Source organism: Gloeomargarita sp. SRBZ-1_bins_9 (assembly GCA_039794565.1).
Lineage (GTDB): Bacteria > Cyanobacteriota > Cyanobacteriia > Gloeomargaritales > Gloeomargaritaceae > Gloeomargarita.
On record JAUQVX010000009.1, the window covers coordinates 16,283 to 39,480 of the forward strand.

General features: G+C 60.1%; 20 protein-coding genes, 1 tRNA gene and 1 riboswitch. Of the genes, 9 read left to right on the plus strand and 12 right to left on the minus strand.

What is annotated here, in order from left to right:
- Positions 1 to 23: 23 nt before the first annotated feature.
- The 4 genes from Q6L55_08675 to Q6L55_08690 all read right to left on the minus strand — a co-directional run bounded on the left by Q6L55_08675 (position 24) and on the right by Q6L55_08690 (position 3,856).
- Positions 24 to 911: a carbon-nitrogen hydrolase gene (locus Q6L55_08675; protein MEN9258784.1), complete on the minus strand. Its 888-nt coding sequence runs from the start codon at positions 909 to 911 to the stop codon at positions 24 to 26.
- A 30-nt stretch (positions 912 to 941) separates the two neighbouring features.
- Positions 942 to 1,023 (minus strand) — tRNA-Leu (locus Q6L55_08680).
- A 29-nt stretch (positions 1,024 to 1,052) separates the two neighbouring features.
- Positions 1,053 to 2,570 (minus strand): UbiD family decarboxylase, encoded by a 1,518-nt coding sequence (locus Q6L55_08685; GenBank protein MEN9258785.1) that lies wholly within the window; start codon positions 2,568 to 2,570, stop codon positions 1,053 to 1,055.
- 20 nt (positions 2,571 to 2,590) lie between these two features.
- The gene (locus tag Q6L55_08690) at positions 2,591 to 3,856 is read right to left on the minus strand and encodes a glycosyltransferase family 2 protein (GenBank protein MEN9258786.1); all 1,266 of its coding nucleotides are present in this window, start codon (positions 3,854 to 3,856) and stop codon (positions 2,591 to 2,593) included.
- A gap of 147 nt (positions 3,857 to 4,003) precedes the next feature.
- On the opposite strand from Q6L55_08690, the gene chrA reads away from it, so the two are divergent.
- Entirely contained in the window at positions 4,004 to 5,182 is a 1,179-nt protein-coding gene (gene chrA / locus Q6L55_08695; GenBank protein ID MEN9258787.1) for a chromate efflux transporter, read from the plus strand.
- On the opposite strand, the gene cobW is transcribed toward chrA, so the two are convergent.
- Both cobW and Q6L55_08705 read right to left on the minus strand, forming a co-directional pair.
- Positions 5,159 to 6,139 (minus strand): cobalamin biosynthesis protein CobW, encoded by a 981-nt coding sequence (gene cobW, locus Q6L55_08700; GenBank protein MEN9258788.1) that lies wholly within the window; start codon positions 6,137 to 6,139, stop codon positions 5,159 to 5,161. The genes chrA and cobW overlap by 24 nt on opposite strands.
- 3 nt (positions 6,140 to 6,142) lie before the next feature.
- Positions 6,143 to 6,529, minus strand: a complete 387-nt coding sequence (locus Q6L55_08705; protein ID MEN9258789.1) for a DUF1636 domain-containing protein — start codon at positions 6,527 to 6,529, stop codon at positions 6,143 to 6,145.
- A 160-nt stretch (positions 6,530 to 6,689) separates the two neighbouring features.
- Positions 6,690 to 6,839, minus strand: a riboswitch (cobalamin riboswitch).
- 34 nt (positions 6,840 to 6,873) lie between these two features.
- Here Q6L55_08705 and Q6L55_08710 point away from each other — a divergent pair.
- The 5 genes from Q6L55_08710 to ppc all read left to right on the plus strand — a co-directional run bounded on the left by Q6L55_08710 (position 6,874) and on the right by ppc (position 13,178).
- Positions 6,874 to 7,680: a glycosyltransferase family 2 protein gene (locus Q6L55_08710; protein ID MEN9258790.1), complete on the plus strand. Its 807-nt coding sequence runs from the start codon at positions 6,874 to 6,876 to the stop codon at positions 7,678 to 7,680.
- Positions 7,681 to 7,686: 6 nt separating this feature from the next.
- Positions 7,687 to 9,084, plus strand: a complete 1,398-nt coding sequence (leuC, locus tag Q6L55_08715) for a 3-isopropylmalate dehydratase large subunit (protein ID MEN9258791.1) — start codon at positions 7,687 to 7,689, stop codon at positions 9,082 to 9,084.
- Positions 9,081 to 9,779 carry a DUF29 family protein gene (locus tag Q6L55_08720; protein ID MEN9258792.1) on the plus strand — a complete coding sequence of 233 codons (699 nt, stop codon included), beginning with the start codon at positions 9,081 to 9,083 and terminating at the stop codon, positions 9,777 to 9,779. The genes leuC and Q6L55_08720 overlap by 4 nt, the downstream gene beginning before the upstream one ends.
- A 308-nt stretch (positions 9,780 to 10,087) precedes the next feature.
- Positions 10,088 to 10,255, plus strand: coding sequence for a hypothetical protein (locus tag Q6L55_08725; protein MEN9258793.1), 168 nt, complete (start codon positions 10,088 to 10,090; stop codon positions 10,253 to 10,255).
- A gap of 34 nt (positions 10,256 to 10,289) precedes the next feature.
- Positions 10,290 to 13,178 carry a phosphoenolpyruvate carboxylase gene (ppc, locus tag Q6L55_08730; protein ID MEN9258794.1) on the plus strand — a complete coding sequence of 963 codons (2,889 nt, stop codon included), beginning with the start codon at positions 10,290 to 10,292 and terminating at the stop codon, positions 13,176 to 13,178.
- On the opposite strand, the gene Q6L55_08735 is transcribed toward ppc, so the two are convergent.
- From Q6L55_08735 to uvrC, 4 genes are read right to left on the minus strand one after another with little or no spacing between them, the layout of a single operon-like run.
- The gene (locus Q6L55_08735) at positions 13,116 to 13,796 is read right to left on the minus strand and encodes a pentapeptide repeat-containing protein (GenBank protein MEN9258795.1); all 681 of its coding nucleotides are present in this window, start codon (positions 13,794 to 13,796) and stop codon (positions 13,116 to 13,118) included. The two genes, ppc and Q6L55_08735, sit on opposite strands and share 63 nt — an antisense overlap.
- Positions 13,793 to 14,854, minus strand: a complete 1,062-nt coding sequence (locus Q6L55_08740; protein MEN9258796.1) for a metallophosphoesterase — start codon at positions 14,852 to 14,854, stop codon at positions 13,793 to 13,795. Before Q6L55_08740 ends, Q6L55_08735 begins: the two co-directional genes overlap by 4 nt.
- 8 nt (positions 14,855 to 14,862) lie before the next feature.
- Positions 14,863 to 16,608, minus strand: a complete 1,746-nt coding sequence (locus Q6L55_08745; protein ID MEN9258797.1) for a cation:proton antiporter — start codon at positions 16,606 to 16,608, stop codon at positions 14,863 to 14,865.
- Positions 16,609 to 16,647: 39 nt separating this feature from the next.
- On the minus strand, positions 16,648 to 18,519 hold the full coding sequence (uvrC, locus tag Q6L55_08750) for an excinuclease ABC subunit UvrC (protein MEN9258798.1): 1,872 nt from the start codon (positions 18,517 to 18,519) through the stop codon (positions 16,648 to 16,650).
- A 236-nt stretch (positions 18,520 to 18,755) separates the two neighbouring features.
- Here uvrC and Q6L55_08755 point away from each other — a divergent pair, with 236 nt between their 5' ends.
- The 3 genes from Q6L55_08755 (at position 18,756) to sppA (ending at position 21,333) form a co-directional block, all read left to right on the plus strand.
- A complete protein-coding gene (locus Q6L55_08755) occupies positions 18,756 to 19,037 on the plus strand; it encodes a DUF1830 domain-containing protein (GenBank protein MEN9258799.1) in 282 nt (93 codons plus the stop codon).
- A 61-nt stretch (positions 19,038 to 19,098) separates the two neighbouring features.
- The gene (locus Q6L55_08760) at positions 19,099 to 20,550 is read left to right on the plus strand and encodes a diguanylate cyclase (protein ID MEN9258800.1); all 1,452 of its coding nucleotides are present in this window, start codon (positions 19,099 to 19,101) and stop codon (positions 20,548 to 20,550) included.
- 6 nt (positions 20,551 to 20,556) lie between these two features.
- Positions 20,557 to 21,333 (plus strand): signal peptide peptidase SppA, encoded by a 777-nt coding sequence (gene sppA / locus Q6L55_08765; protein ID MEN9258801.1) that lies wholly within the window; start codon positions 20,557 to 20,559, stop codon positions 21,331 to 21,333.
- A gap of 115 nt (positions 21,334 to 21,448) precedes the next feature.
- Here sppA and Q6L55_08770 read toward each other — a convergent pair whose 3' ends face one another.
- Together Q6L55_08770 and Q6L55_08775 are read right to left on the minus strand one after the other, a co-directional pair.
- Positions 21,449 to 22,534, minus strand: a complete 1,086-nt coding sequence (locus Q6L55_08770) for a serine hydrolase (GenBank protein ID MEN9258802.1) — start codon at positions 22,532 to 22,534, stop codon at positions 21,449 to 21,451.
- Between the two features lie 179 nt (positions 22,535 to 22,713).
- A complete protein-coding gene (locus tag Q6L55_08775; protein ID MEN9258803.1) occupies positions 22,714 to 23,196 on the minus strand; it encodes a CRR6 family NdhI maturation factor in 483 nt (160 codons plus the stop codon).
- Between the last annotated feature and the right edge of the window lie 2 nt (positions 23,197 to 23,198).

The window sequence follows — 23,198 nt, forward strand, 5'->3', positions numbered from 1 at the left end:
CAATTGTAAACGGAAATTTACCCTCAAGGCACCAGGAAACGGCGGGTTAAATCCTGGTAGCTATCAATACGCCGGTCCCGCCAAAAAGGCCACCCCTGCCGCTGGGTTTCGATGTGGTCTAGGGATAGGGTTACCGTCAAGACCGCCGCCTGGTCTACTGGTCCCCGCACCAGCACCTGACCATCCGGCCCGCAGACAAAACTTTGCCCCCAAAAGACAATCCCCTCCCCTTGACCATGGGGGGTCGGTTCCCAGCCCGCTCGGTTGACCGCCACCACAAAACAGCCGTTGGCGATAGCATGACCGCGCTGGATAGTTTCCCAGGCCTGGTGCTGCGTCGTTCCCAGCGTATCCCGTTCCGCCGGATGCCAACCAATGGCCGTGGGATAAAACAGGATGTCCGCCCCCTGCATGGCCGTCAGGCGCGCCGCCTCCGGATACCACTGGTCCCAGCACACCAGCGTCCCGACCCGCCCGTAGGTGGTGGCAAACACCTGGTAACCCAAATCCCCCGGCGTGAAATAGAACTTTTCGTAATACAGGGGGTCGTCGGGGATATGCATCTTGCGGTACTTGCCCAAGTAACCCTGGCGCCCGTCAAGCACCACCGCCGTATTGTGGTAAAGTCCCGGCGCCCGCCGTTCAAACAAACTGGCAATAATGACAATATCCAACCGCTGGGCCAAGGCCTGCAACCACGCCGTTGTCGGACCCGGCACCAGTTCGGCCAGGGCAAACGCCCCGTAATCCTCCGTCTGGCAAAAGTAACGACTGCGAAAAAGCTCCGGCAGACAGACAATCTGCGCCCCCTGGGCCGCCGCCTGCTCGATCATCGCCCGCGCTTGGGCATCGTTCACTTGGGGGTCGGCGTCACACACCATCTGCACCAACCCCACCGTCACCCGTCCCATCGAGCTACTCCCGGTTGCCTACCCCCCCAATGCGGAACCCGAGACTCGAACTCGGAAGCCTTGCGGCACTAGAACCTGAATCTAGCGCGTCTACCAATTCCGCCAGTTCCGCACGACCTGCAATCTTTAATTATCCCCTCTCTATTTTAGAGCGTCAAGTTCGTAACCGAACAGGCGCGGGTCCACCTCCGTCAGCGCCAAATCCGCCAGGCCGTATTCTGCCCAGCGCCGGGTCACCCGAGCGGCAATCTCCGGGTCCGACGTCAGGGGGGGACTCCAGGGGCGGTCCGTCTCCGGCGGGATTTTGGTCGTCGCGTCAATCCCCATGCGGCTGCCCAACCCCACCTTGGGACAGGCAAAGTCCAAGCTATCAAAGGGCGTCTCCGGCAGGATGAACACATCCCGCTGCGGGTCCACTTTGGAACTGAGCGCCCAGACTACTTGCCGGGGGTCGCGGATATTGATGTCCTTATCCACCACAATCACAAATTTGGTGTAGGTGAACTGGGGCAGGGCACTCCAAAAGGCCAGGGCTGCCCGCCGCGCCTGACCCGGATAGGCCTTATCAATGGCCAGAATCGCCACCTTGTAGCTCAGGCCCTCCATGGGCAGGAAAAAGTCCACGATCTCCGGCACCTGTTTGCGCAGGATGGGGGTGTAGATCCGGTTTAGAGCAATAGCAATGAGCGCCTCTTCCTTAGGGGGCCGCCCACTAAACGTCGTGGCGTAGATGGGGTGATGGCGGTGGGTGACACAGTGGATGCGAATCAACGGCGATTCCTCCACCCCCCCGTAGTAGCCCATGTGGTCGCCAAAGGGGCCATCGGGAACCGTCTCCCCCGGCGTAATCGTTCCTTCCAAGACAATCTCCGCGTGGTCCGGCACCTCCAGGTTCAGGGTTTTACAGCGGGCCAGATGCACCCCACTGCCGCCGTACAGCCCAGCAAACAGCCACTCCGACAACTCCACCGGAATTGGGGTTGCCGCCGCCAAAACCAGCAAGGGGTCCACCCCCAGGGCAATGGCCACCTCTAATTTTTGCCCCCGTTGGGCCGCCTTGCGCAAATGCCGCGCTCCACCCCGCACCGATAACCAGTGGACCGACAGGGTGTTGCGGGACTGCAACTGCAACCGGTAAATCCCCACATTGGGCGTACCCGTCTCACAGTCTTTGGTGATCACCAGCCCCAGGGTGATAACCTTGCTCGCATCCCCCGGATAGGGTCGGATCAAAGGCAGTTGGGTCAAATCCACCTCATCTCCCCGTTTGACCACTTGCTGGCAGACTGGGAAAAAGCTGGTCACCGGTTTGGCCTTGACCACGTCCCACAGCAACTGGCCGAACGCCAAAAATTCCCCTGGCGTTTTTGGGGGTTTGGGCTGCTGCAACTGGCTGAGTTTTTCACCCAGGGCTTCTAACTCCTGGGGATGCTCTAGGTGCATAGCCCAGCAGACCCGCTCCAGCGTCCCCAGCAAATTAATCGCCACCGGGATAGACGACCCCTGGACATTCTCAAACAATAGGGCCGGCCCTCCCGCCTGCAACACCCGCTGGGCAATTTCGGCCAATTCTAAATCTGGGTCCACCGGGGCCTTGATGCGCCGCAATTGCCCCCGCCGCTCCAAAAGCTGCAAAAAGCCCCGCAAATCCCGCGCCATAGTTCCATTGTAGTGGGCGGTTACTGGCCCGGCGACCAGGCCCCCCGACGGGTGACCACCCATTCCCGCCGCCCCGTCAGTTGGTGATACACCGCCGCCAGGGACACCAAATTTTTGAACAGCCCATAGACCGGCAGCGCCACACAGTACAGCAACGAATCCCAGGCGTTCCAAGGGGAAAGGGCGCTGCGTCCCTGGTAGGCCACAAACACCTGGTAGGGGCCGCTCACCAACAGCAGGGCCGTAATCCAACTCAGCCATTGCACTGCCGGCGCCGGTAGGGAATCCCAATTCACCAGCTCCTGCACCAGCACCAGGGGGTAGTAAAGAATCGTAAAGTGCAGGGCAATGCCCCCCACCAGCATGCAAAGTAAATAGATTTTTTGTCCCAATCCCAGGTAGGGCGACCGGAGAATCGGCCAGGCATATTTCAGGCCCACCTGCAGCCACCCCTGCGCCCAGCGGCGGCGTTGGCACCAAAGCGCTCGTCCATCCACCGGCGCCAATTCCGTAGCTATTACATCCCGGTCGTGGATGATGCGGTAGCCCTGCAGCAGCAACTTCACCGTCACGTCAATATCTTCCGTGAGCATTTTGGGGTTAAAGCGCACCCGCCGCAGCACCTCGGTACGCCAGTAGCCGTTGGAGCCGCCAAAAATCCCCAAATCCGCCAGCAGGGACCGGGCCGGATGACTCACCCCGTACAGATGCTCAAACTCCACTGCCACCACCCGGGTTAAGAGATTATCGCGGGCGTTGCGGATGATGTTGCGCCCCTGCACCACGTCGTACTGTCCCCCCGCCAGCCAGCGCCAGGCCCGCCGCACGCTCTCCGGCAGGGGTTTCAAGTCGGCGTCTAATATTAATGTCATTTCCCCCGTCACCCAACAGACCGCCGCATTGAGATTTTCTGCCTTGGATCGGCTCCCTTCCACGTGCAACAGCTTGAGTTCCGGGTAGGCCTGGGCCAGGGCTTGCAATTGGGTTTCGATGGGCAGGGGTTGGGGGCGGTTATAAGCCAGGATGATTTCCAGGCCCTCCTTGGGGCGGGGTAGGGTGGTGAGCAAATGGGTGAGCGTATCCAGAATAATCCCCTGCTCATTGGGCAAATAGGCCACCACGATCACCGAATAGCGGGGCAGTTCGGCATAACGGCAGCGGGGTTGCCGGCGCAGACGGTAATAGGTGATGGTGCGGTAACCTAACCAGGTGGCAGTGGCTTCGACAATACCTAAAAGGGCGGCCAGGAGAAACAGGATGGTGGTGACCCACGCTAGGCCGGACATAACCTCCTCCCCCTTGGCCCACCGTCCTTATGCCGACCGTCCATGCCCTATGGCTCCGTTTCACGTCCTCACATCCGTATTTACCTTAACAGATTGCCTTTCCGGTGCATACCGGGATAGGATGAACGGCGGGCTGACCCTGTGGTTATGTCATCGCCATTACTGGAGCTGGCACGTTTATTTGGGGTGTTGGGCACAGTGGCCTTTGGTGGTCCGGCCGCCCACATTGCCCTGATCCAAAAGGAAGTGGTCGAGCGGCGGCAATGGCTCACAGGGGAAGAATTTTTGGACATGATGGGGGCGGTCAATCTCATCCCCGGACCCAACTCTACGGAAATAGTCCTTTTGGTGGGGTTGCGACGAGCGGGTTGGGCAGGTCTGTTGGTGGCAGGCACGGCGTTTATCCTACCGGCGGCCTTGATCACTACTTTTTTCGCTTGGGTTTATCGGGAATGGGGAACGTTGCCGCAGCTGGCACCGGTGCTGGCGGGGATGCAGCCGGTGGTGGTGGTGTTGATTGCCCATGCTGGGTGGCGCCTAGGGAAAAAGGCGGTGAAAAGTGCCTGGTTGCTGGCGGTGGGCTTGGTGACAGCGGGGTTATCGGTGCTGGGGGTGGGGGAATTGCCGGCGTTGTTGATTGGGGGTTTGCTGGGAATACTGGGGCGACGACGGTCGGCGGGGGTTTTGGCCTGGTGGCCCCCACTGCCCCTGATGACCACAGCACCACCCGCGCCGGCACCCGGCTTGTGGTCCTTGGCCCTGTTTTTTCTCAAGGTGGGGGCGGTGCTATTCGGCGGGGGGTACCTGCTGATCGCCTTCATTGAAAGGGACCTGGTGGAGCGCTATGGCTGGCTGACGCAACAACAGTTACTCGATGCGATTGCAGTCGGGCAATTTACACCCGGTCCAGTGCTATCTACTGCTAGTTTTGTGGGGTTTTTGATTGCCGATTGGCCGGGGGCACTGGTGGCAACGGTGGCTATTTTTTTGCCGTCTTTTGGCTTTGTAGCTCTGCTGAATCCGCTAATTAGCTGGTTGCGGCGTAACACCTGGACGGGGGCTTTTTTGGATGGCCTAAATGTGGCGGCAGTGGCCTTGATTGGGGTGGTGGCGGTGCGGTTGGGCTGGCGCTTAGGGACGGCGGCTTTGGGAACCTCCTGGGGGTATGGGCTGCGGATGATGGGGATTGCCCTGGTAGCGGCCGTCCTGATGGGGTGGCAAAAGGTGCCAGCGCCCTGGTTGGTTGGATTAGGGGCAGTAGTAGCCGGCGCGGTGAGCTATAGGGTCGGGATGATCCCGGAGCTACAAGGCCAAATCCAGGGGTAAGTTGCGACCAATACATACCACCTGGGTACGGCGGGGTTCGTCGGGACGCCAAGGTCGGTCGTAGTAGGTTTGCAGGCGCGTGCCCACTCCCTGCACCACCAAACGCATGGGTTTCCCCGCAACAACTGCCCACCCTTTGGCCCGGTAAATCTCGTACTGCTGAACCAGGGCCGTCAGGCGCTGCACCAGCCACTCCGGGTGGGGAATGTCGTCAGCCGTAAGCACTACTGCTCTCAGGCTGGGGTCGTGGTCCTCTTCGTCGTGGTCCTGGTCGTGGTGACTGGGGCGCTCGGCCAGGTGGTCTTCCACCGCCATCCCCAAATCCAGCAGCACGGACACCGGCACTTGGCCGTACTGGCAGGGGAGGATGCTCACCCCCGGTCGCACCTGGGTTTTGAGCCAGGCCATGAGCTGGGTTTGTTGCTCCGGCGTCAGGGTGTCCACTTTGTTGAGCAATACCAGGTCGGCGCAGGCCAGTTGGTCCGCCAGTAGCTCCCCTAGGGGGGTGTCGTGCTCAGTCAGGGGAACACCCTCCCGGTAATAGCGGGCGAGCTGACCAGTGTGCAGACTTTCCCCATCCACTACCGTGATCACCCCGTCGACTGTCGTGCGGGTGCGTATCCCCGGCCAGGTAAAGGCCTGCACCAGGGGCTTGGGCAACGCTAGTCCTGACGTTTCGATGACAATGGCGGTGGGGGGTGTTGGGCGGTTGAGCAGCATCTGCATAGTGGGCAAAAACTCCTCCTGCACCGTGCAGCACAGACAACCGTTGGTAAGCTCCACCACCGGCGTATCGCAACAGTTCGACAGCAGGGAGCCGTCAATGCCCACTTCGCCAAATTCGTTCACCAGCACCGCCAGTCCTTGGCTTTGAGGGGATTGCAGGAGGTGGCGCACCAGGGTGGTCTTCCCGGCCCCCAGAAAGCCCGTAATCACCGTCACCGGAATTTTCCGCATCGGCTAACCTCCTGTCGTCACCGGCGGCACCCGACCCAGCACCCGGTCTTTGAGCAGTTCCGGGCGTTCGGCGTAGGGGATAAATCCATCTTCCTTTTGCTGGTGCAGTTGGGTGAATGCCACTAGGGCCTGTACCGTGGCGGGGCGCTGGTCTCGGGCGGGCAGTTGCCCCAGGATGTAGGCAAATTTCCCCGGCGCGGTAATGGCCACGGCACAGGGATTCACACAGGCGCTGAGACATTTCACCGGTTGGATTTGCGCCCCCGTCTCCGCCAGAGCTGACTGCAAATCCTGCAGCAAAAATTCCCCGGCGCTGGTGCCCACCCGCTGGCCGTTTTCCCAGGTGCTCCCACAGGTCGTACACACAAATAACGTCGAGTGAACCGTCATCGGATTGTTCCTGCTTGCTTTTGTGCAGCTAAACGTAAAACGCAATGAGAATAGCTCGTGACAGGCAAGGGGCCACGATTTTGCCTATCGAGCATGGGCTGGCACGCAAACTTAGGGTGGTGGCCCTGGGGCATGTTGACGCATACGCTCTGTACCTCGCAGAGACTGGGACTACACCGGCGGGCATCCTGACTGAGCCATCTCCAAAGGATGGGCATCACAGTTGCGGGACAGCGGTGGATTCGCACCACACTTTCCCCGTTACCTGGCTGGGCTGGTCCCCCAACCAACCGGCTGTGTCCGTTATAGCATGGAGGACGACCAGTGGCAGTGATAGACCGGCTATGAAGTTTTCCATCGTCACGCCCTGCTACAATGCGGTGGCCCTTCTACCGGAAACGGTGGCCTCCGTCCTCGGGCAAAGGGCTGTGCAATCGGGCCAGGTGGAGTTGGAGTACTGGATTTGCGATGGGGGTTCCACGGATGGGACGCTGGAATGGCTGCGCCGTCACCCCCACCCGGCGGTGCGGGTCATCTCGGAACCCGACCAAGGGATGTACGACGCCCTGGCGAAAGGGTTGTCCCGGGCGACCGGGGATGTGGTGGCCTATCTCAATGCCGGTGATATTTACTACCCCCAGGCGTTTGGGGTGGTGGCCGAAATCATGGCGACAGGACAGGTGGATTGGCTCACGGGCTACCGGGTGATTTACAACCAACATTCCCAGGTGATTCAGGTGGATTTGCCTTACCCCTATCGCCGGGAATTGTTCGCCTTCGGTCTTTACAACCGGGCCTGGTGTCGGGTGCAGCAGGAATCCACCTTCTGGACCCAAAAGGTCCACCAAACCCTGGACCTCCGGCAGCTAAAGACCTGGCGCTATGCGGGGGATTATTTTTTGTGGATGCAGTTGGCCCAGGTGACGGATTTGCAGGTGGTGCAGAGTTATCTGGGGGGGTTCAAACGCCACCCGGGACAGCTGTCGCAACAGCGGGAGGCCTATAACCGGGAGGTGGCCCAGATGACCCAACCGGTGCCCCTGTGGGCCAAGGGTGCCCAGGTCTGGGACTGGTGGCAATGGCGTTGGCGTCGAACCTACCCTGGCGTCTGGCGGTTTGACCCTAAGATAAATAAATGGCGTCGCTGGTAGGGGTCCATGAGTCGGGGAACGTTGTTTGATAAGGTCTGGGCGGAACATGAAGTGGCGGTGCTGCCCTCGGGACAAACGCAACTGTTTATCGCCCTGCATTTGATTCACGAGGTGACCAGCCCCCAGGCGTTTGCCATGCTGCGGGAGCGGGGATTGCCGGTGCTGTTTCCCCAGCGCACCATCGCCACCGTGGACCATATTGTGCCGACCGACCAGCGCCAACGCCCCTTGGCTGACCCCCTGGCCGAAGAAATGATCGCCACTTTGGAAAAAAACTGTCAAGAGTTCGGCATCAAGCTGTACAACTTGGGGTCGGGGCACCAGGGGATTGTTCATGTAATCGCGCCGGAGTTGGGCCTGACGCGCCCAGGTATGACCATCGCCTGCGGGGATAGCCATACCTCCACCCACGGGGCCTTTGGCACGATTGCCTTTGGAATCGGCACGTCCCAGGTGCGGGATGTGCTGGCAACCCAAACCCTGGCGGTTAACAAACTCAAGGTGCGCCAGATTCGGGTGGATGGGCTGCTATCACCGGGGGTCTATGCCAAGGACGTGATTTTGCACATCATCCGCACGCTGGGGGTCAAAGCGGGGGTGGGCTATGCCTACGAGTACGCCGGTAGCACCATCCAGGCCATGAATATGGAAGAGCGCATGACGATTTGCAATATGTCTATCGAAGGGGGGGCGCGCTGTGGCTATGTCAACCCCGACCCGGTGACCTATGCCTATTTGCGGGAACGACCCCTGCGCCCGGTGGATTGGGAAGCGGCGGTGACCTATTGGCAGCAGTTCGTCAGCGACCCAGATGCGGAATACGACGATGTGGTGCAGTTTGACGCCACCCAAATTGCGCCGATGGTGACCTGGGGTATTACGCCGGGCCAAGGGATTGGGGTGGACGAGCGCATCCCCAAGCTGGAGGACCTGCCGCCGTCGGAACGGGAACTGGCCCAGGAAGCCTACGCCTACATGGGAGTGGAACCGGGACAACCCATTGCCGGGATGCCGGTGGAGGTGTGTTTTATCGGCAGTTGCACCAACGGACGGATTACGGATTTGCGGGAGGCGGCCAAGGTGGTCCAAGGGCGACGGGTGCAACCGGGGGTGAAGGCCTTTGTGGTGCCGGGTTCGGAGGCGGTCAAACGTCAGGCGGAAGCGGAAGGACTGCACGAGATTTTCTTGGCGGCGGGGTTTGAGTGGCGCTCGCCGGGGTGTTCGATGTGTTTGGCCATGAACCCGGATAGGTTGCAGGGGCGGCAAATCTGTGCGTCCTCGTCCAATCGCAATTTCAAGGGTCGGCAGGGGTCAGCCACTGGGCGCACCTTGCTGATGAGTCCGGCGATGGTGGCGGCAGCAGCGGTGACAGGCCGGGTGACGGATGTGCGGGAACTGCTATGAATTCCCTGTATGAAGCGGACTTTTATGCCTGGACCCAGGCGCAAGCCCAAGCCCTGGCCCAACGGGATGTGACCAAGCTGGACTGGCCCCATTTGCAGGAGGAGATTGCAGCGTTGGGCCGGCAGGAGTATCGGGAACTGGTGAGCTGCCTGACGGTGTTGATTGGCCATTTACTGAAGTGGGACTATCAACCGGATCGGCGCTCCCGCCGTTGGTTTTTGACGATTCGCGAGCAGCGGCGGGCCATGCGGCGTCATCTGCGGCGCAATCTCAGTCTCCAAGCGTTAGCCGATGCCGCCATGACGGATGCCTACGAAGCGGGGGTGGACCTGGCCCTGCGGGAAACGGATATACCTTTGCGCATGTTTCCTGAAACCTGCCCCTACAGCTTCGCCCAAGCCCTGGCGGATGATTTCCTGTGCGACACCAGCGGCGATTGGTCCGGTAACGCTTCTTTTCGGCCGAGGGCTTGTTGTATGTGGACCAGTGCCGACTTGGCCTTGCTCCCGGACAAGGGCAAGCGCTATGAGATCGTGGATGGGAAGCTGTTGGTGACACCCGCACCCCACTGGAAACATCAGAAGGTCTTGGCGACTCTGCGGTCGGTTGTTTGCGCTACTGGACGCCTGGTCCGACGGGGTGCGGCCAAGCCGGCCTCGGCACCAGTTCGGTTCTGGGTGAGTAGGATGACGTGATCCCGGATGTGGTGTGGGTCAGCCAGGAACGATACCGTTGGCTCCTGGATGAGATGGGCCATCTCCGGGGAGCACCAGAGCTGGTCAAAGACGTGACTGGCAGGTCAAACGCAAACTCTACTCGGCGCAGGGTGTCCTGGAGTATTGGCTGGTGAATTGGATTTTGCCTGCCTGGTTCAGCACGTCTTTGCCTATACCGGCCTATAACCCCGCCTTGGTGTGATGTTGCCCATCAATGCCCATTGGCCGGCGCCGGTATTGGGGTTTGTGCCCTGGCGGGATATAATAAAAACCATCGTCAAAGCCCTATGCCGTCTATCACGCACTGCGCATTGAGCGTTTGTACTGCACCTGCGTTGGTCCTGCTGGTGGCGGGGGCAGGCTGGCAGCAGATGAATCATCTATTGGGGCAGTGGGCGCAGGAGGTGTTTCGGGGGGAACGTCTGCCCGTGTTGCCCACACCGGTGCCGGAATAGCTGCGCTCAGGAACCAGTCACCGGGAGAGGCTCCATGAGTACGCTTTTGAACCTGGGGACAGCAGAGACGACGGAATGGCGGGCAAGGACGACCTTTCGCCATCTGCCGCTGGTGGAATCCTTGCTGGAGTCGGTCCTGCGGGAAGAAGGTGGCCAGCACCTGGTGGATTTGCTGCGCCAGTTGCAGTCGGTATGCCTACTTGAAGGTAAAGCCCAAAGCGTCGCCAGTGCCGAAGCCGCAGCCTTGGTGGAACAACTGGATTTGCAGGCGGCCATCCGGGCAACCCGGGCCTTTGCTCTGTATTTTCAACTTATCAACATCGTGGAGCAGTACCACGAGCAGTGTGAGAAAAAGCGGCGGCAGTCCCTGCACAGCACGTTGGATAATGGCCATGCGCTGTCCTACTGGGAACTGGGGGAGGCCGTTGGCAGCCTGCGGTGGCTGTTCCCCTACTTGAAACGCTTGAATGTGCCACCGGGACGGATTCAAAAAGTGATTGACCAGATGGAAATCCGCCTGGTGTTTACGGCCCACCCCACAGAAATCGTGCGCCATACGATTCGGGACCGGCAGCGGCGGATTGGTCACCTGCTGGCGAAATTGGACTGGGCGGAGGCGGGCCTGACAACGGGGGTGACGGCGCCCTGGGAGGTGGAGGCCATCCGGGGGGAATTGCTGGAGGAAATCCGACTCTGGTGGCGCACGGATGAACTACACCAAATCAAGCCCACGGTCCTGGATGAGGTGGATTACACGCTGCACTACTTCCAAGAGGTGCTGTTTGACGCTGTACCGCTGCTGTATGAACGGTTTTGCCAGGCGTTGCACAGTGCGTTTCCCCTGTTGCGGCCGCCCAAGTGGGACTTTTGCCAGTTTGGCTCCTGGGTGGGGGCGGACCGGGATGGCAACCCGTCGGTGACGCCGGAGGTGACCTGGCAGACAGCGCTGTTCCAACGGGAAATGGTCCTGAAAAAGTACTTGCAATCGGTGGAAAAACTCATTAGCCTGCTGAGCCTGTCACTGCACTGGAGTAATGTGCTGCCGGAGTTGCTGGAGTCCCTGGAGCAGGACAAGTTGCAGATGCCGGAGGTCTATGACCAGTACGCGGTGCGCTATCGCCACGAACCCTATCGGCTGAAATTGGCCTATATGCGCCAACGGTTGCAAAACACGCTGCAGCGCAACCGCCAGTTGACCCATCCCGACTGTACGGTGCCGGCAGAAGGGGCCTATTACGCCACAGGGGCGGAGTTTTTGGCGGAGTTGGATCTGCTGCGCCGTAGCCTGCAGGCCAGTGGCCTATCCTGCCGAGCGCTGGACCATTTGCTGATCCAGGTGGCGACGTTTGGGTTCATCCTGGCGCGGTTGGATATTCGCCAAGAAAGCACCCGCCATGAACAGGCCTTGGCGGAAATCGCTGACTATGTGCAGGCGTTGCCCCGCAGTTACCTGGAGTTGTCAGAGGAGGAGCGGGTTGCCTGGTTGCTGAGCGAGTTGCAGACGCGGCGGCCCTTGATCCCGCCCCGCTTGCCCCTATCAGAAGAAACGCGGGAAACGGTGGCCACCGTCCAGATGCTGGCCCGGTTACAGCAGGAATTTGGGGTGGAGATTTGCCAGACGTACATCATTAGCATGAGCCATTGCCTGAGTGACCTGCTGGAGGTATGGCTGCTGCTAAAAGAGGCGCAAATCTATGACCCGGTGACCCATCGCAGTACGGTGCAGGTGGTGCCTCTGTTTGAAACGGTGGAGGACCTGCAACGCTCACCCCAGGTGATGGAGGCCCTGTTTCGCCTGCCCTGGTATCAAGATTACCTGCGCCAGAGCACGGATTCGCTCCAGGAGGTGATGCTGGGCTATTCCGACAGCAATAAGGATTCAGGGTTTCTCAGCAGCAACTGGGAGATTTACAAGGCGCAGCGGGCGTTGCAACAGGTGGCGGCCCGTTACGGGGTAACGTTGCGGTTTTTCCACGGGCGCGGCGGGTCGGTCGGGCGGGGGGGTGGCCCCACCTACGAAGCCATCCTGGCCCAACCAGGAGATACGGTCAACGGCCGCATCAAGATCACTGAGCAGGGGGAAGTGCTGGCATCCAAGTACTCCCTGCCGGAGTTGTGTTTGTTCAATTTGGAGAATGTGAGCACGGCGGTGTTGCAGGCCAGCGCGCTCAAGCAGGGCTTTGATGAAATCCTGCCCTGGCATGAGATCATGGACGATTTGGCCCAGCGCTCCCGCCGCCATTACCGCCAGTTGATCTACGAGCAGCCGGATTTTTTGGACTTTTTCCATCAGGTGACGCCCATTGAGGAGATCAGCCAATTGCAGATCAGTTCGCGACCAGCGCGGCGCAAGGGCAAGCGGGATTTTGCCAGTCTGCGGGCGATTCCCTGGGTGTTTAGCTGGACGCAGATGCGCCTGTTGCTGCCGGCTTGGTACGGACTAGGGAAAGCTTTGGAGGAGTTCGTGGCCGAAAACCCCACCGAACATCTGAAGCTACTTTGCTGTTTTTATACCAAATGGCCCTTTTTCCGCATGGTGATTTCCAAGGCGGAAATGACGCTGGCGAAGGTGGACCTGAAAATGGCCCGCCACTATCTGGACCAACTGGCGCAACCAGAAGATAAGACCCGGTTTGAACCCCTGTTTGAGCAGATCGTGGCCGAGTACCACCGCACCCGGGCAATGGTGCTGACGATTACCGGGCACGAGCAGTTGCTGGCGGGGGATGTGGGTTTGCAGCAGTCGGTGCAGTTGCGCAATCAAACGATTGTGCCCCTGGGGTTTTTGCAGGTGTCGTTGCTCAAGCGGCTACGCCAGACGCAAACCAACGGCCTGACCTCCCGCTATAGCAAGAGCGAGTTATTGCGGGGGGCGCTTTTGACCATCAACGGTATTGCGGCCGGGATGCGCAACACGGGCTAGGTCACCCGCGGGCAAAATGGCATCGGTCAGGTCGGCTCCGTCGGTGAGCACCTCGACCCAGTAGGCCTGGTAAAAGTTAGCGCCCTGGAGATTGGCCCCGCTCAAATCCGTGCCCAGCAACCGCGCACCTTGGCAGTGGCTCTGGCGCAAATCTGCTCCCTGCAGGTTGGCTCCCGTCAAATCCGCTTCCACCAATTGCGCCCCCCCGAATTCCGCCCCGATGGCCACACACTCCCGTAAATTGGTGCCGAAGCAGCGCGCTTGATGCAGCAGTGCCCCGGTTAAATCGGCGCCCTGGAGACAGGCTGCTGCCAAATCGGCTTCCGGCAAACGCGCCCCCCCCAACTGGGCCTCTGTCAAATCCGCCCGCACCAGGTCCGCTTGGTCCAACGCCGCCCCCGTCAAATTCGCCTGCCGGAGATAGGCCCCACTCAAATTGGCCCGCCGCAACTTGGCCCCCCCCAGGTTCGCCCCCTGCAAATTCGCCCCCACCAAAATCCCGTCGCTCAGGTCAATTCCTCGCAAATCCTGGCCCGTCAAATCGGCAAAGCTGAGATTGAGACCGGTAAAGTGGCGTTGTCCGGTTTCGTAGGCCAGCAACAGGTCCATGACATTCATATCGCCAAAATAGCCTGGTTATCGCCGGGGGGGCGGTCGCTGCAGGCCTCAAAAAATTCCCGCACCGGCGACGGCAAATCCGGGAACTCGAAGTAGGCATCCCCCCAGGCGATGTCCGGCCAGAAGTGGGCCAAGCGGGGCGCCAGAGCTGCGGCTTGATCCGGCGGCAGGTTCAAGGGCGGGTGCGTCAGCAACTGGGCGATAAATTGGGGGGAACGGCGTTCCATCCAGGCCCGGGCATCCGCCAGCAGGTGGGGCGCTTGGGGCAGGGCCGTCACCCGTTCGGTGGTGATGTGCATCGCCCCTTCCTCCCAGGTTACCAGGCGGTAGGCGTGGGGATAGGCCGCCAGCGAACCCGTCGTCACATCAAAAAACCCCTCCTCTTCGGCAATGTCCTGGATGTGCAAATGTCCCGTAAACACCACCCGAATCCCGTGCCGCAACAGCAACCGGCGCAACGCCTGACGGTTCTCCAGCAAATAGCGCCGCCCCAACAGACTGCGGGCCTGGTTGGGAATGTGCTCACACACATTGTGATGCACCATGACCAGCGTATGCCGCCAGGGGGACTCCCGCAGCACTTGCTCCAGCCACTGCCACTGCTGGGGGTCAATGCAACCAAGCAGTTCCCCCTGGGCATCGAACTGGTTGGAGTTCAAACCGATCAACCCCACCCCCGGCAGGATTTCCTGGGCGTAGTAGAGCCGGTCTGTGTGGCGATAGCCCTGTTGCCGGTAGTACTCGGGAAATTCCGCCGGGGCAATGGCGCCGGGGTCAGGGGGAATGTCGTGGTTCCCCGGAATCACATAACAGGGAAAGGGCAATTGACTCAACCGCTTAGAAAGCCAGGTATGGTTAGCCGGTTCCCCGTGTTGGGTCAGATCGCCGGGGATGAGCAAAAAGTCCAACTCGTAACCGCTCAGGCGCGCCAGGACCGTTTCCAGCACCGGAATACTGTACTCCAGGCGGTGCAGGCGATGGGGGTAGTAGCGAAACGTCTCCGGCGTGGTGACGTGGGGGTCACTTAAAACGGCAAAACGACAGATGGGCCTGGTCATGGGGACGGCTAAACCTGGGTCACTTCTACTGTAACCGTTGGCGTCACGGGTAACAAACAGCGCGGCTCGCCACCGCTCAAGTCCTGGTAGTGGTGGTTGCGAATCGCCGTCAGTTCCGTCTGGATTTGCTGCGGGGGTACCCCCAGGTCCGCCAACAGATGACTGCACAAGCCCAAACTGGCCTCAAAGTCCGGATGAATCACCCGCGTCGCGCCCAACCGGTAGAGACACTCAATATGTTCCTTGCGGGGGGCGCACACCAGCACCGGCAACCGCGGAGCCAACTGCAACGCTCGCTGCAAACACAACCGAATACTCACCAAATCCGGCAGGGTAATGACCAGCGCCCGCGCCTGGGGTAAATTCACCCGCTGCAAAATGGCCCACGCCGTCCCATCTCCCCATATGTAAGGAAAATTCCGCTGGCGTGCCTGGGCCACCGCCCGTTCCGACTGGTCCACCACCACCAACGGACAGCGGTGCGCCGCCAACACTTGAGCCACATCCTGCCCGATTTGCCCATAGCCGCAGATCACCACATGATCCCGCCAGGAAGACTCAGCATCCCCCACAAGCAACGGTCTTTCTTTTTCTCGCCCCTCCCACCAGCGCACCGCCCAGGGCAGCAGCACCGGACTCACCAGTAAAGTCATCGCCGTCGTACTCACCACCAACAAGTAGTGGTAGCGGTCGATCAGGCCCCACTCCTGGGCCGCCGTCGCCAGGATGAACGAAAACTCCCCAATCTGGCTCAGCCCACACCCTATCAGCACCGCCGTCGGCCAGCCATAGCCAAACAAGCGGGTCACCGGCGCCGCCACCAAAAACTTCCCCCCCATTACCAACAACACCGCCCCAGCAATCCAGGGCGCTTGTTCCCAGAGAAACCCCGGGTCCATCAACATACCGATACTGGCAAAAAACAGCGCCCCAAACACATCCCGCAGGGGTTCGACATAATCCAGCGCCTGGTCCGCGTAGTCCACCTCCGCCATCATCAACCCCGCCACAAACGCCCCCATTTCGCTCGACAGCCCCAGCCGTTCCGTCAGCAAGGCGATCCCCACACATAGGCACACCACCCCCAGCAAAAACAACTCCCGGCTTTCCCGCTGCGCCAGAAACCGCAGTAAGCGAGGCATCCCCCAGCGACCCAAAGCCACCGCCCCCCCACTAAACAGCAACAACTTCAGCAGGGACTCCCCCAGAGCCGGGCCAACCGCTTCCCCCCTAGACGCCAGCGCCGGCAACACCGCCAAGATCAACCCCACCGCCAAATCCTGGACGATCAAAATCCCCAGCATCGCCTTACCCGCCAGGCTATCCGTCTGCCCCGTAGCCGCCAGGGACTTCAGGGCCACCGCCGTCGAAGACAAGGCCACCGTTGCCCCCAACACCACCCCCGCTTTAGGGGACAACCACCCACTCGCCGCCACCCCATAGGCCGTCACAGCCATCGTCAGCCCCATTTGCAGCAGGCCACCCCCCAGGGCAAAGGTCCCCACCTGCCGCAGCTTGGCAAAGGAAAACTCCACCCCCAAGGAAAACAACAGCAACGTCACCCCCAATTGGGCCAGGGTCTCCACCTGCACCACCTCCCGGATCCCCCCCAGGCCCGCCGGTCCCACCAGCACCCCCGCCAGGATGTAGCCCAGCAACGGTGGTTGCTTGAGCAGCGCCGCCAGCGTTCCCCCCGCCAAAGCCGCCGCCAGCACCAGCACCAAATCAACGATCAAACGCCCATCCGCCTGCATGGTCCACCCTGCCGATTGACTTTTCCACCATAGCGATTTTTACCCTTCCGCCGGATGAAAGTAGCGGTAAATCTGCTCAGCCAAACGGGGTCCAATTCCCGGTGCCTGGGCCAGTTGTTCCACCGTTGCCGCCTGGATTACCTCCAGGGAATGGAAATGGGCCAGCAACTGCCGCTGCCGCCGTTCCCCCAACCCGGGGATTTGCGCCAGGGTGGAGTAACGATAGCGCCGCATTCGTTGCTGCCGGTGAAATTTCACCGCAAACCGGTGAGCCTCATCCCGCAACCGCCGCAACAACTGCATTCCCGGGCGTTCCGGGTCCGCCACCAACGGTTCACGCTGCCCCGGCAGGTACACCTCCTCCTGCCGTTTGGCCAAGGCCATCACCGTCAGCTCCCCTCTCTCCCACCAGGGTTGCAGCACCTCCAGCACCGCCGACAACTGCCCCTTGCCCCCATCAATCAACACCACATCCGGCCAATCCAGGTCCCCCACCGTCGGTCGTTCCGGGTTTTCTCGCCAGGGGGCAAACCGCCGGGCCATCACCTCCGCCAAACTGGCAAAGTCATCGCTGTGGCCGGGGCGCACCTGGGGGCTGTGGATGTGGTAGTGCCGGTAGTGCTGCTTCGCCGGTTGCCCCCCGATAAACACCGCCCGCGCCGCCACCGCATTCGTCCCCTGCAGATGGGAAATGTCGTAGCCCTCCAGGCGCTGGGGTATATCCGGCAACTGCAACAGCTCCGCCAGGTCCGTCAGCGCCAGCAGGTGGGATTCCCTGGCCCGTTGTCGCCGCTGTAGCTCCAACTGGGCATTGCGCATCACCAGGTGGAGCAGTTCCGCCTTTTGGGCGCGCTGGGGTGTGTGAATCCTCACCTTTCCCCCCCGCTTTTCACTCAAAAAATGACTCAACCATTCCCCATCGGGCAGCTCATGTTGCACCAGGATCAAAGGCGGAATTTCCACCCCCTCCACCTGGGTGTAATGTTCCTCCAGTACCCGCTGCACAATCGCCCCCGGTTCATCCCCCTGCCGTTGGGTAAAAAAGCCCAATTGCCCCACCAAGCGCCCCGCCCGCATCTGAAACAGTTGAATACACACATCCCGTTCATCCATCGCCAGGGCCACCGCATCCAGCACCGCCTGGTCATCCGGCAGATTCACTTTAGGTTGTTCCCCCAAACTCTGCAACCGGCGGATTTGGTCCCGCACCTGGGCCGCCGCCTCAAACTGCATCGCCTCCGCCAACTGATGCATTCTCTGGGTGAGTTTAGCAATCAGCTCCTCCGTGCGCCCCTGGAAAATCATCGCCACCTGGGCCACCGTCTGCCGGTACTCCTCCGGGGAGATCAGCCGCTGGCACACCCCTGGACAGCGCCCAATCTGATAGTTCAAACAGGGCCGGTCGGGAAACAGGGGCCTAGGCCGCTGGCGCAAAGGAAACAACCGGTAAATCAGCCCCAGGGTTTGCCGCAGTTGCCACGCATCCACATAGGGGCCGTAATAGCGGTCCTTGGGGTTCGCCAGCCCCCGTTTCCGGGTGATGAAAATCCGTGGGTACTCCTCCGACCAGGTGATGCAGACATAGGGATAGGTCTTGTCATCCTTAAGCAGAATGTTGTAGTAGGGCTGGTGCTGCTTGATGAGATTAGCCTCCAACACCAGGGCCTCCGTTTCCGTGTCAGTGACGATGAAAGCAATATCGGCCACCTGCTGCACCATCAGGGCCATCCGGGGACTCAAACGGGCGTCGGCCCGGAAATAGGACTGCACCCGGCTGCGCAACCGCTTGGACTTGCCAATATACAAAATGTTGTCCTGCCGGTCCTTGAAAAAATACACCCCCGGCTCTAAAGGCAACTCCGCCAAGCGCTGCTGTAACTTCTCCGGCTGCTGGAGCAACGGACCATCCATCCCCATATACCCATCCCGCCTAGGCAAGGATCGTAGCAACCCCCACCCAAACCCTTCGTCAAACAGCTTAACAAATCTTTACATTTGTTTATCTCATGTCGGGTAAGGCCGATGGGGTCTAGAAAAACGGGGGTTATGGTTCTAGGCGCAGTCATGATTCGTAATTCTGATTACAGCCATAAGTGGGGTGGGGTGCTATGGTAGAGGCGAAAAGGTCGGGTTTTAGTAAGCAAATGATGAGCCAGATTCTTGATCCCCCACCAGTGGAAGCCACGGACTGCCTTATTTGTTGTTATGTTAATGCCACCAGTCAGATTCAGGTGGTACGGATTACAAATGTGCCAAATTGGTATTACGAGCGGGTGGTTTTTCCGGGTCAACGGTTAATTTTCTCGGCGCCGCAGACTGCTCATTTGCAGGTGTATGCCGGGAGTATGGGGGAGTTGGATGAGGTGATTCCCTGCCAGGAGTTACAGGTATTGGCGGGTGCCCCGGAGCCGGCGTTGGTTTCGTCCTGAAGGCCCCATTAACCATTGCCCTAAAATAGAAGCTAGCGGCTGGGCAAGCAATGGCAGGGGAATGGTCACACTACCATGGCGCCAGGGGGCACCCCTAATTCTCGTGGTAGATGATGACCGTTCCATTCGTGAGTTGCTCCAAGGGGAGATGGAGCGAGAGGGCTACCGCACTTTAACCGCCAGCAACGGGATCGAGGCGATTGAGATTTGTCAAAAAACGCTACCGGATATTGTGTTGCTGGATGCGGTCATGCCCCAGATGGATGGGTTTCGCTGTTGTGCGGAGATTCGCCGCTGGCCGGCCTGTGAGAATTTGCCGGTATTGATGATCACCAGCTTGGATGATGAAGAATCGGTGGCGGAGGCCTTTGCCGCGGGGGCGACGGATTACATTATTAAACCGGCCAGACAGATTCACTGGAGCGTTCTGCGGCAGCGGGTGCGGCGGTTACTGGAAGCCTACGCGGCCATGCGGGAACTCCAGCAGCGCAGTGACCAAGACCGCAAGTTGACGCAAATCACGGCCCAGGTGCGGCGGTCACTGAATCTACAGACCATCCTGCAGACGACGGTTCAGGAAGTACGGGACTTGTTACAAGTGGATCAGGTGGCCATTGGTGAGCGGTATGAACCCGCCGGTTGCCGATTTACGGCCGAATCCACTGCCCCCGGTTGGCCCTCGGTGATCCAGGCGTCCATTCCAGTCCCCCCCTCGACAACCTGTAGCGCCGATTGGTTAGTGCAGGTGAACGATAGTGACACCGTTGACCCGGCGACCTGGTATGGTCAAGTGATGGGGCGCTGGGGCATGCAGGCGTTTTTAGCGGTGCCGGTGCTTTTGGGGGAAGCGGTCTGGGGGTTGTTGACGGCGCACCACTATTCCGCCCCTCGGCTCTGGTCGCCCCACGAAGTCAACATGCTGCAACAGTTAACGATGCAACTGGCCAGTGCTATTCAGCAGGCCCAGTTATACCAGCAGTTGCAGGCGGCCAACCGGGAGTTGCAGCGGCTGGCGGCGTTTGATGGGCTAACCCAGGTGGCCAACCGGCGGCGATTTGATGAGTACCTGGCCCAGCAGTGGCAACAATTGGCTGCCGAGGGGGCTAGTCTCTCGCTGATCCTGGCCGATATTGATTTTTTCAAGCGTTACAATGATACCTATGGCCATCTGGCGGGGGATGACTGCCTGCGGCGGGTCGCCCAAACGATCGTGCAGGTGGTGAACCGGCCAGACGATTTGGTGGCCCGCTACGGGGGGGAGGAGTTCGCCGTGATCTTGCCCAGGACTATCCTGTCAGGTGCCGTGATGGTGGCGGAACGGATACGGGCAGCGGTGGAGCAGTTACGGATTCCCCATCCCTGTTCAACTGTTCACGACTGGGTGACGTTGAGTTTAGGGGTCACGACGATGGTGCCGACGACCCTCAATAGCCCTGCCGAACTGGTTGCCGCGGCGGACCATGCCCTGTACCAGGCGAAACAACAGGGCCGCAACTGTGTCGTTCCTTACTGAGGTCCTATGGTGTGGCGGTGGTGGGGGCGACCCCGGTGTGTGGCCAAGGTGGAAATTAACGGGGTTATCAACGGCGCAGTGCGCAAGCGGGTGCTAAAGGCCCTGCAGGTGGTGAAAGCCAAGAAGTATCCAGCTCTGTTGGTGCGCATTGATAGCCCTGGCGGCACGGTAGGAGATTCCCAGGAGATTTACAGCGCCCTGTGTGATTTGCAATCCCGCACCCAAATTGTGGCCAGTTTTGGCAATATCGCCGCGTCGGGGGGAGTGTATATCGGCATGGGCGCACCCCACATTATGGCCAATCCCGGCACGGTCACCGGCAGCATCGGTGTGATCCTGCGGGGGAATAATCTAGAGGAGCTGCTGAAAAAAATCGGTGTGTCCTTCAAGGTGGTCAAGTCCGGGCCGTACAAGGACATCCTGGCCTTTGACCGGGAACTGACCCCTGAGGAGCACCAAATTTTACAACAGCTCATTGATGTCAGCTACCACCAGTTCATTACTACGGTGGCAACGGCCCGGCGTTTACCCCTGGAGCGGGTGCGGGAGTTTGCCGATGGCCGGATTTTCACGGGTGAACAGGCCCTGGCTTTGGGGGTAGTAGACCGCCTGGGCACGGAAGAGGACGCCCGCCGCTGGGCCTGTGAGTTAGCCGGTCTTGACCCGGAACGCACCCCGGTCCGTACCATTGCCGGTCGGCCCCGTTCTCTCCTAGCGCGTCTGAGCCAGCAAGCCCTCCTGTGGGACTACGCCGGCATTCCCCTGTGGCTGTACAGCCCATGAAAAAACCAGCCGCGAAGGCTGGCCCTGACTGCTGTGTTGAGAGGAGAAAAGATCATCCAGTGCTGACCTTTGCTCTGTAAACAAATGTAAAGCAATGGCGACCGAAAAACAAGCCCTAGGGGTAGAGACGGTTGAGGGCTTGCCAACTCCGGCGGGCCAGTTCCGGCAGGAACTCTTCATCGGCGCTATAGGCCGGGTCGTCCCCAAACACCACCAGGATAAAGGCCATACGACCGTCGCTGCGGCGGATGATCACCCCGTCATGGCGACAGGTACTGGTGTGGCCCTCTTTGCCGAGCACCTGGGCATCGGGCGGCAAGTTGGCCCCCAAAAAACCCGGCAGGGGAGAGGTCCGGGTGATCCAGTCCTGGATTTTTTGACTGGCTGTCGGCGACACGGCTTGCAGGGTGTAGATTTCGTAGAGCAGGCGCGCCGTTTGCCAGGTGGTCAACCGGTTACGGCTGGGTTGTTGGTCACCCCCCCGCAGTTGCCATTCCCGACCCCAGGGTTCCTCATAGCCATAGATAGGAAAATTTTTATGCATCAGGTTGAGGTAACCGTAGCCCGCCCCCCGAAAAAAGTGGTTGATCTGTTCCCGTTTTTGTTTCCACTGGGCAAACTCTGCCGGCCCTAGGGCTTCCCCCGATTCCGTTCCCGTAAGGGCATCCACCACCCGGCTGGCCGCATCGTTGCTAGACAGTTGCATCATCGCGGTCAACTCGGCAATCGGCACCGCCTCCCCGGTCAATAAACCCGCCTGTTGATAGGCCAAAAACATCACCAGCCAAAACAACTTCACCACGCTGGCGGGATAGCGCAACTCCTGTTGCTGATACCCGGCAATTTGCGGCGTTTCGGGACGACTGACATCCATCAACGTGATAGACAGCGCCGCCGTGGGCAAACCCCGAGCTTGCACCCAGGCCACCATCTGCTGCACCACCGCTTGCAGATCCGGGTTGTACACCGTAGGGGGCGCCGTACGGACATTGTAGATCAGGGGCGAGGCGACTTCCGCTTGATCCTCCTGTTCATCGGTAGTTGCAACCCATTCAGAATTTGAATTTAAGGTCTGGGGTTGTGCCCACCGTAGCGCCAGCCACCCGCCTGCCAAAAAACCGAGGCTACCGGCCCCCACAAACAGTAGCAGACCCAGCCTAGGCCATCCCTGCACCCGCCATGCCTGCTTGCGTCCCGGCACCCATTCCTCACACCGAGCTATGTCCGACTAGTATATCAGTATCGGCAAAGAAGATAGGCCCCGTTATCCTACAAAAAAAAACCATCAGCCAAACCATGACTGACGGGCTTACCTGTCCTCAAGGATCATCGGAACGAATTCCAGTATAGCACGAACGGCCCTCTGGTGGGTGAGGCCGATCACATATCCTGGGTAGCCGCCGCCAGGAGACGAAACAGTTCCGGGTCGAGCTGGTACCCCAGCACTGCCGCCATCTGGGTCAATTTCCCCTCCCAGGCCCAGCCCCGCTGCCGCAGCCAGCGATACAGGTAAAACACCCGCCCCATGAGGAAGATATCCAGCGCCTCCGGGTTGAATTGAATTCCCTCCCGGGGACTGAACTGGTGCGGTACCAGCATGGCTACATAGCGGGCCAACTCCTGCTGCCAGTCTAAAAACAACGGCAACCAGGGGTAATGGGTATCTAGCCAGAGGAACCACAGGCGCACCTCCGGCACCTCCGAGAGTTCCCGGGGGTCGGTGGGGTCGCGGGGGAAATCAATGGCAAACTGCACCTGCAAGTCCGGCGATGGCAGTTGCTCCAGCGGCAGCACCCGTTGCACTGGTCGCAAATCCAGGCGTTCGATCACCGGTCGCGACACCGCAATGGTCACCAACCCCATTG

Excerpts from the sequence above, each read along its gene's own strand:
- Q6L55_08675 (MEN9258784.1), bottom strand. The coding sequence starts at position 911 with ATGGGACGGGTGACGGTGGGGTTGGTGCAGATGGTGTGTGACGCCGAC.
- Q6L55_08685 (MEN9258785.1), bottom strand. The coding sequence starts at position 2,570 with ATGGCGCGGGATTTGCGGGGCTTTTTGCAGCTTTTGGAGCGGCGGGGG.
- Q6L55_08690 (MEN9258786.1), bottom strand. The coding sequence starts at position 3,856 with ATGTCCGGCCTAGCGTGGGTCACCACCATCCTGTTTCTCCTGGCCGCC.
- chrA (MEN9258787.1), top strand. The coding sequence starts at position 4,004 with ATGTCATCGCCATTACTGGAGCTGGCACGTTTATTTGGGGTGTTGGGC.
- cobW (MEN9258788.1), bottom strand. The coding sequence starts at position 6,139 with ATGCGGAAAATTCCGGTGACGGTGATTACGGGCTTTCTGGGGGCCGGG.
- Q6L55_08705 (MEN9258789.1), bottom strand. The coding sequence starts at position 6,529 with ATGACGGTTCACTCGACGTTATTTGTGTGTACGACCTGTGGGAGCACC.
- Q6L55_08710 (MEN9258790.1), top strand. The coding sequence starts at position 6,874 with ATGAAGTTTTCCATCGTCACGCCCTGCTACAATGCGGTGGCCCTTCTA.
- leuC (MEN9258791.1), top strand. The coding sequence starts at position 7,687 with ATGAGTCGGGGAACGTTGTTTGATAAGGTCTGGGCGGAACATGAAGTG.
- Q6L55_08720 (MEN9258792.1), top strand. The coding sequence starts at position 9,081 with ATGAATTCCCTGTATGAAGCGGACTTTTATGCCTGGACCCAGGCGCAA.
- Q6L55_08725 (MEN9258793.1), top strand. The coding sequence starts at position 10,088 with ATGCCGTCTATCACGCACTGCGCATTGAGCGTTTGTACTGCACCTGCG.
- ppc (MEN9258794.1), top strand. The coding sequence starts at position 10,290 with ATGAGTACGCTTTTGAACCTGGGGACAGCAGAGACGACGGAATGGCGG.
- Q6L55_08735 (MEN9258795.1), bottom strand. The coding sequence starts at position 13,796 with ATGAATGTCATGGACCTGTTGCTGGCCTACGAAACCGGACAACGCCAC.
- Q6L55_08740 (MEN9258796.1), bottom strand. The coding sequence starts at position 14,854 with ATGACCAGGCCCATCTGTCGTTTTGCCGTTTTAAGTGACCCCCACGTC.
- Q6L55_08745 (MEN9258797.1), bottom strand. The coding sequence starts at position 16,608 with ATGCAGGCGGATGGGCGTTTGATCGTTGATTTGGTGCTGGTGCTGGCG.
- uvrC (MEN9258798.1), bottom strand. The coding sequence starts at position 18,519 with ATGGATGGTCCGTTGCTCCAGCAGCCGGAGAAGTTACAGCAGCGCTTG.
- Q6L55_08755 (MEN9258799.1), top strand. The coding sequence starts at position 18,756 with ATGAGCCAGATTCTTGATCCCCCACCAGTGGAAGCCACGGACTGCCTT.
- Q6L55_08760 (MEN9258800.1), top strand. The coding sequence starts at position 19,099 with ATGGTCACACTACCATGGCGCCAGGGGGCACCCCTAATTCTCGTGGTA.
- sppA (MEN9258801.1), top strand. The coding sequence starts at position 20,557 with ATGGTGTGGCGGTGGTGGGGGCGACCCCGGTGTGTGGCCAAGGTGGAA.
- Q6L55_08775 (MEN9258803.1), bottom strand. The coding sequence starts at position 23,196 with ATGGGGTTGGTGACCATTGCGGTGTCGCGACCGGTGATCGAACGCCTG.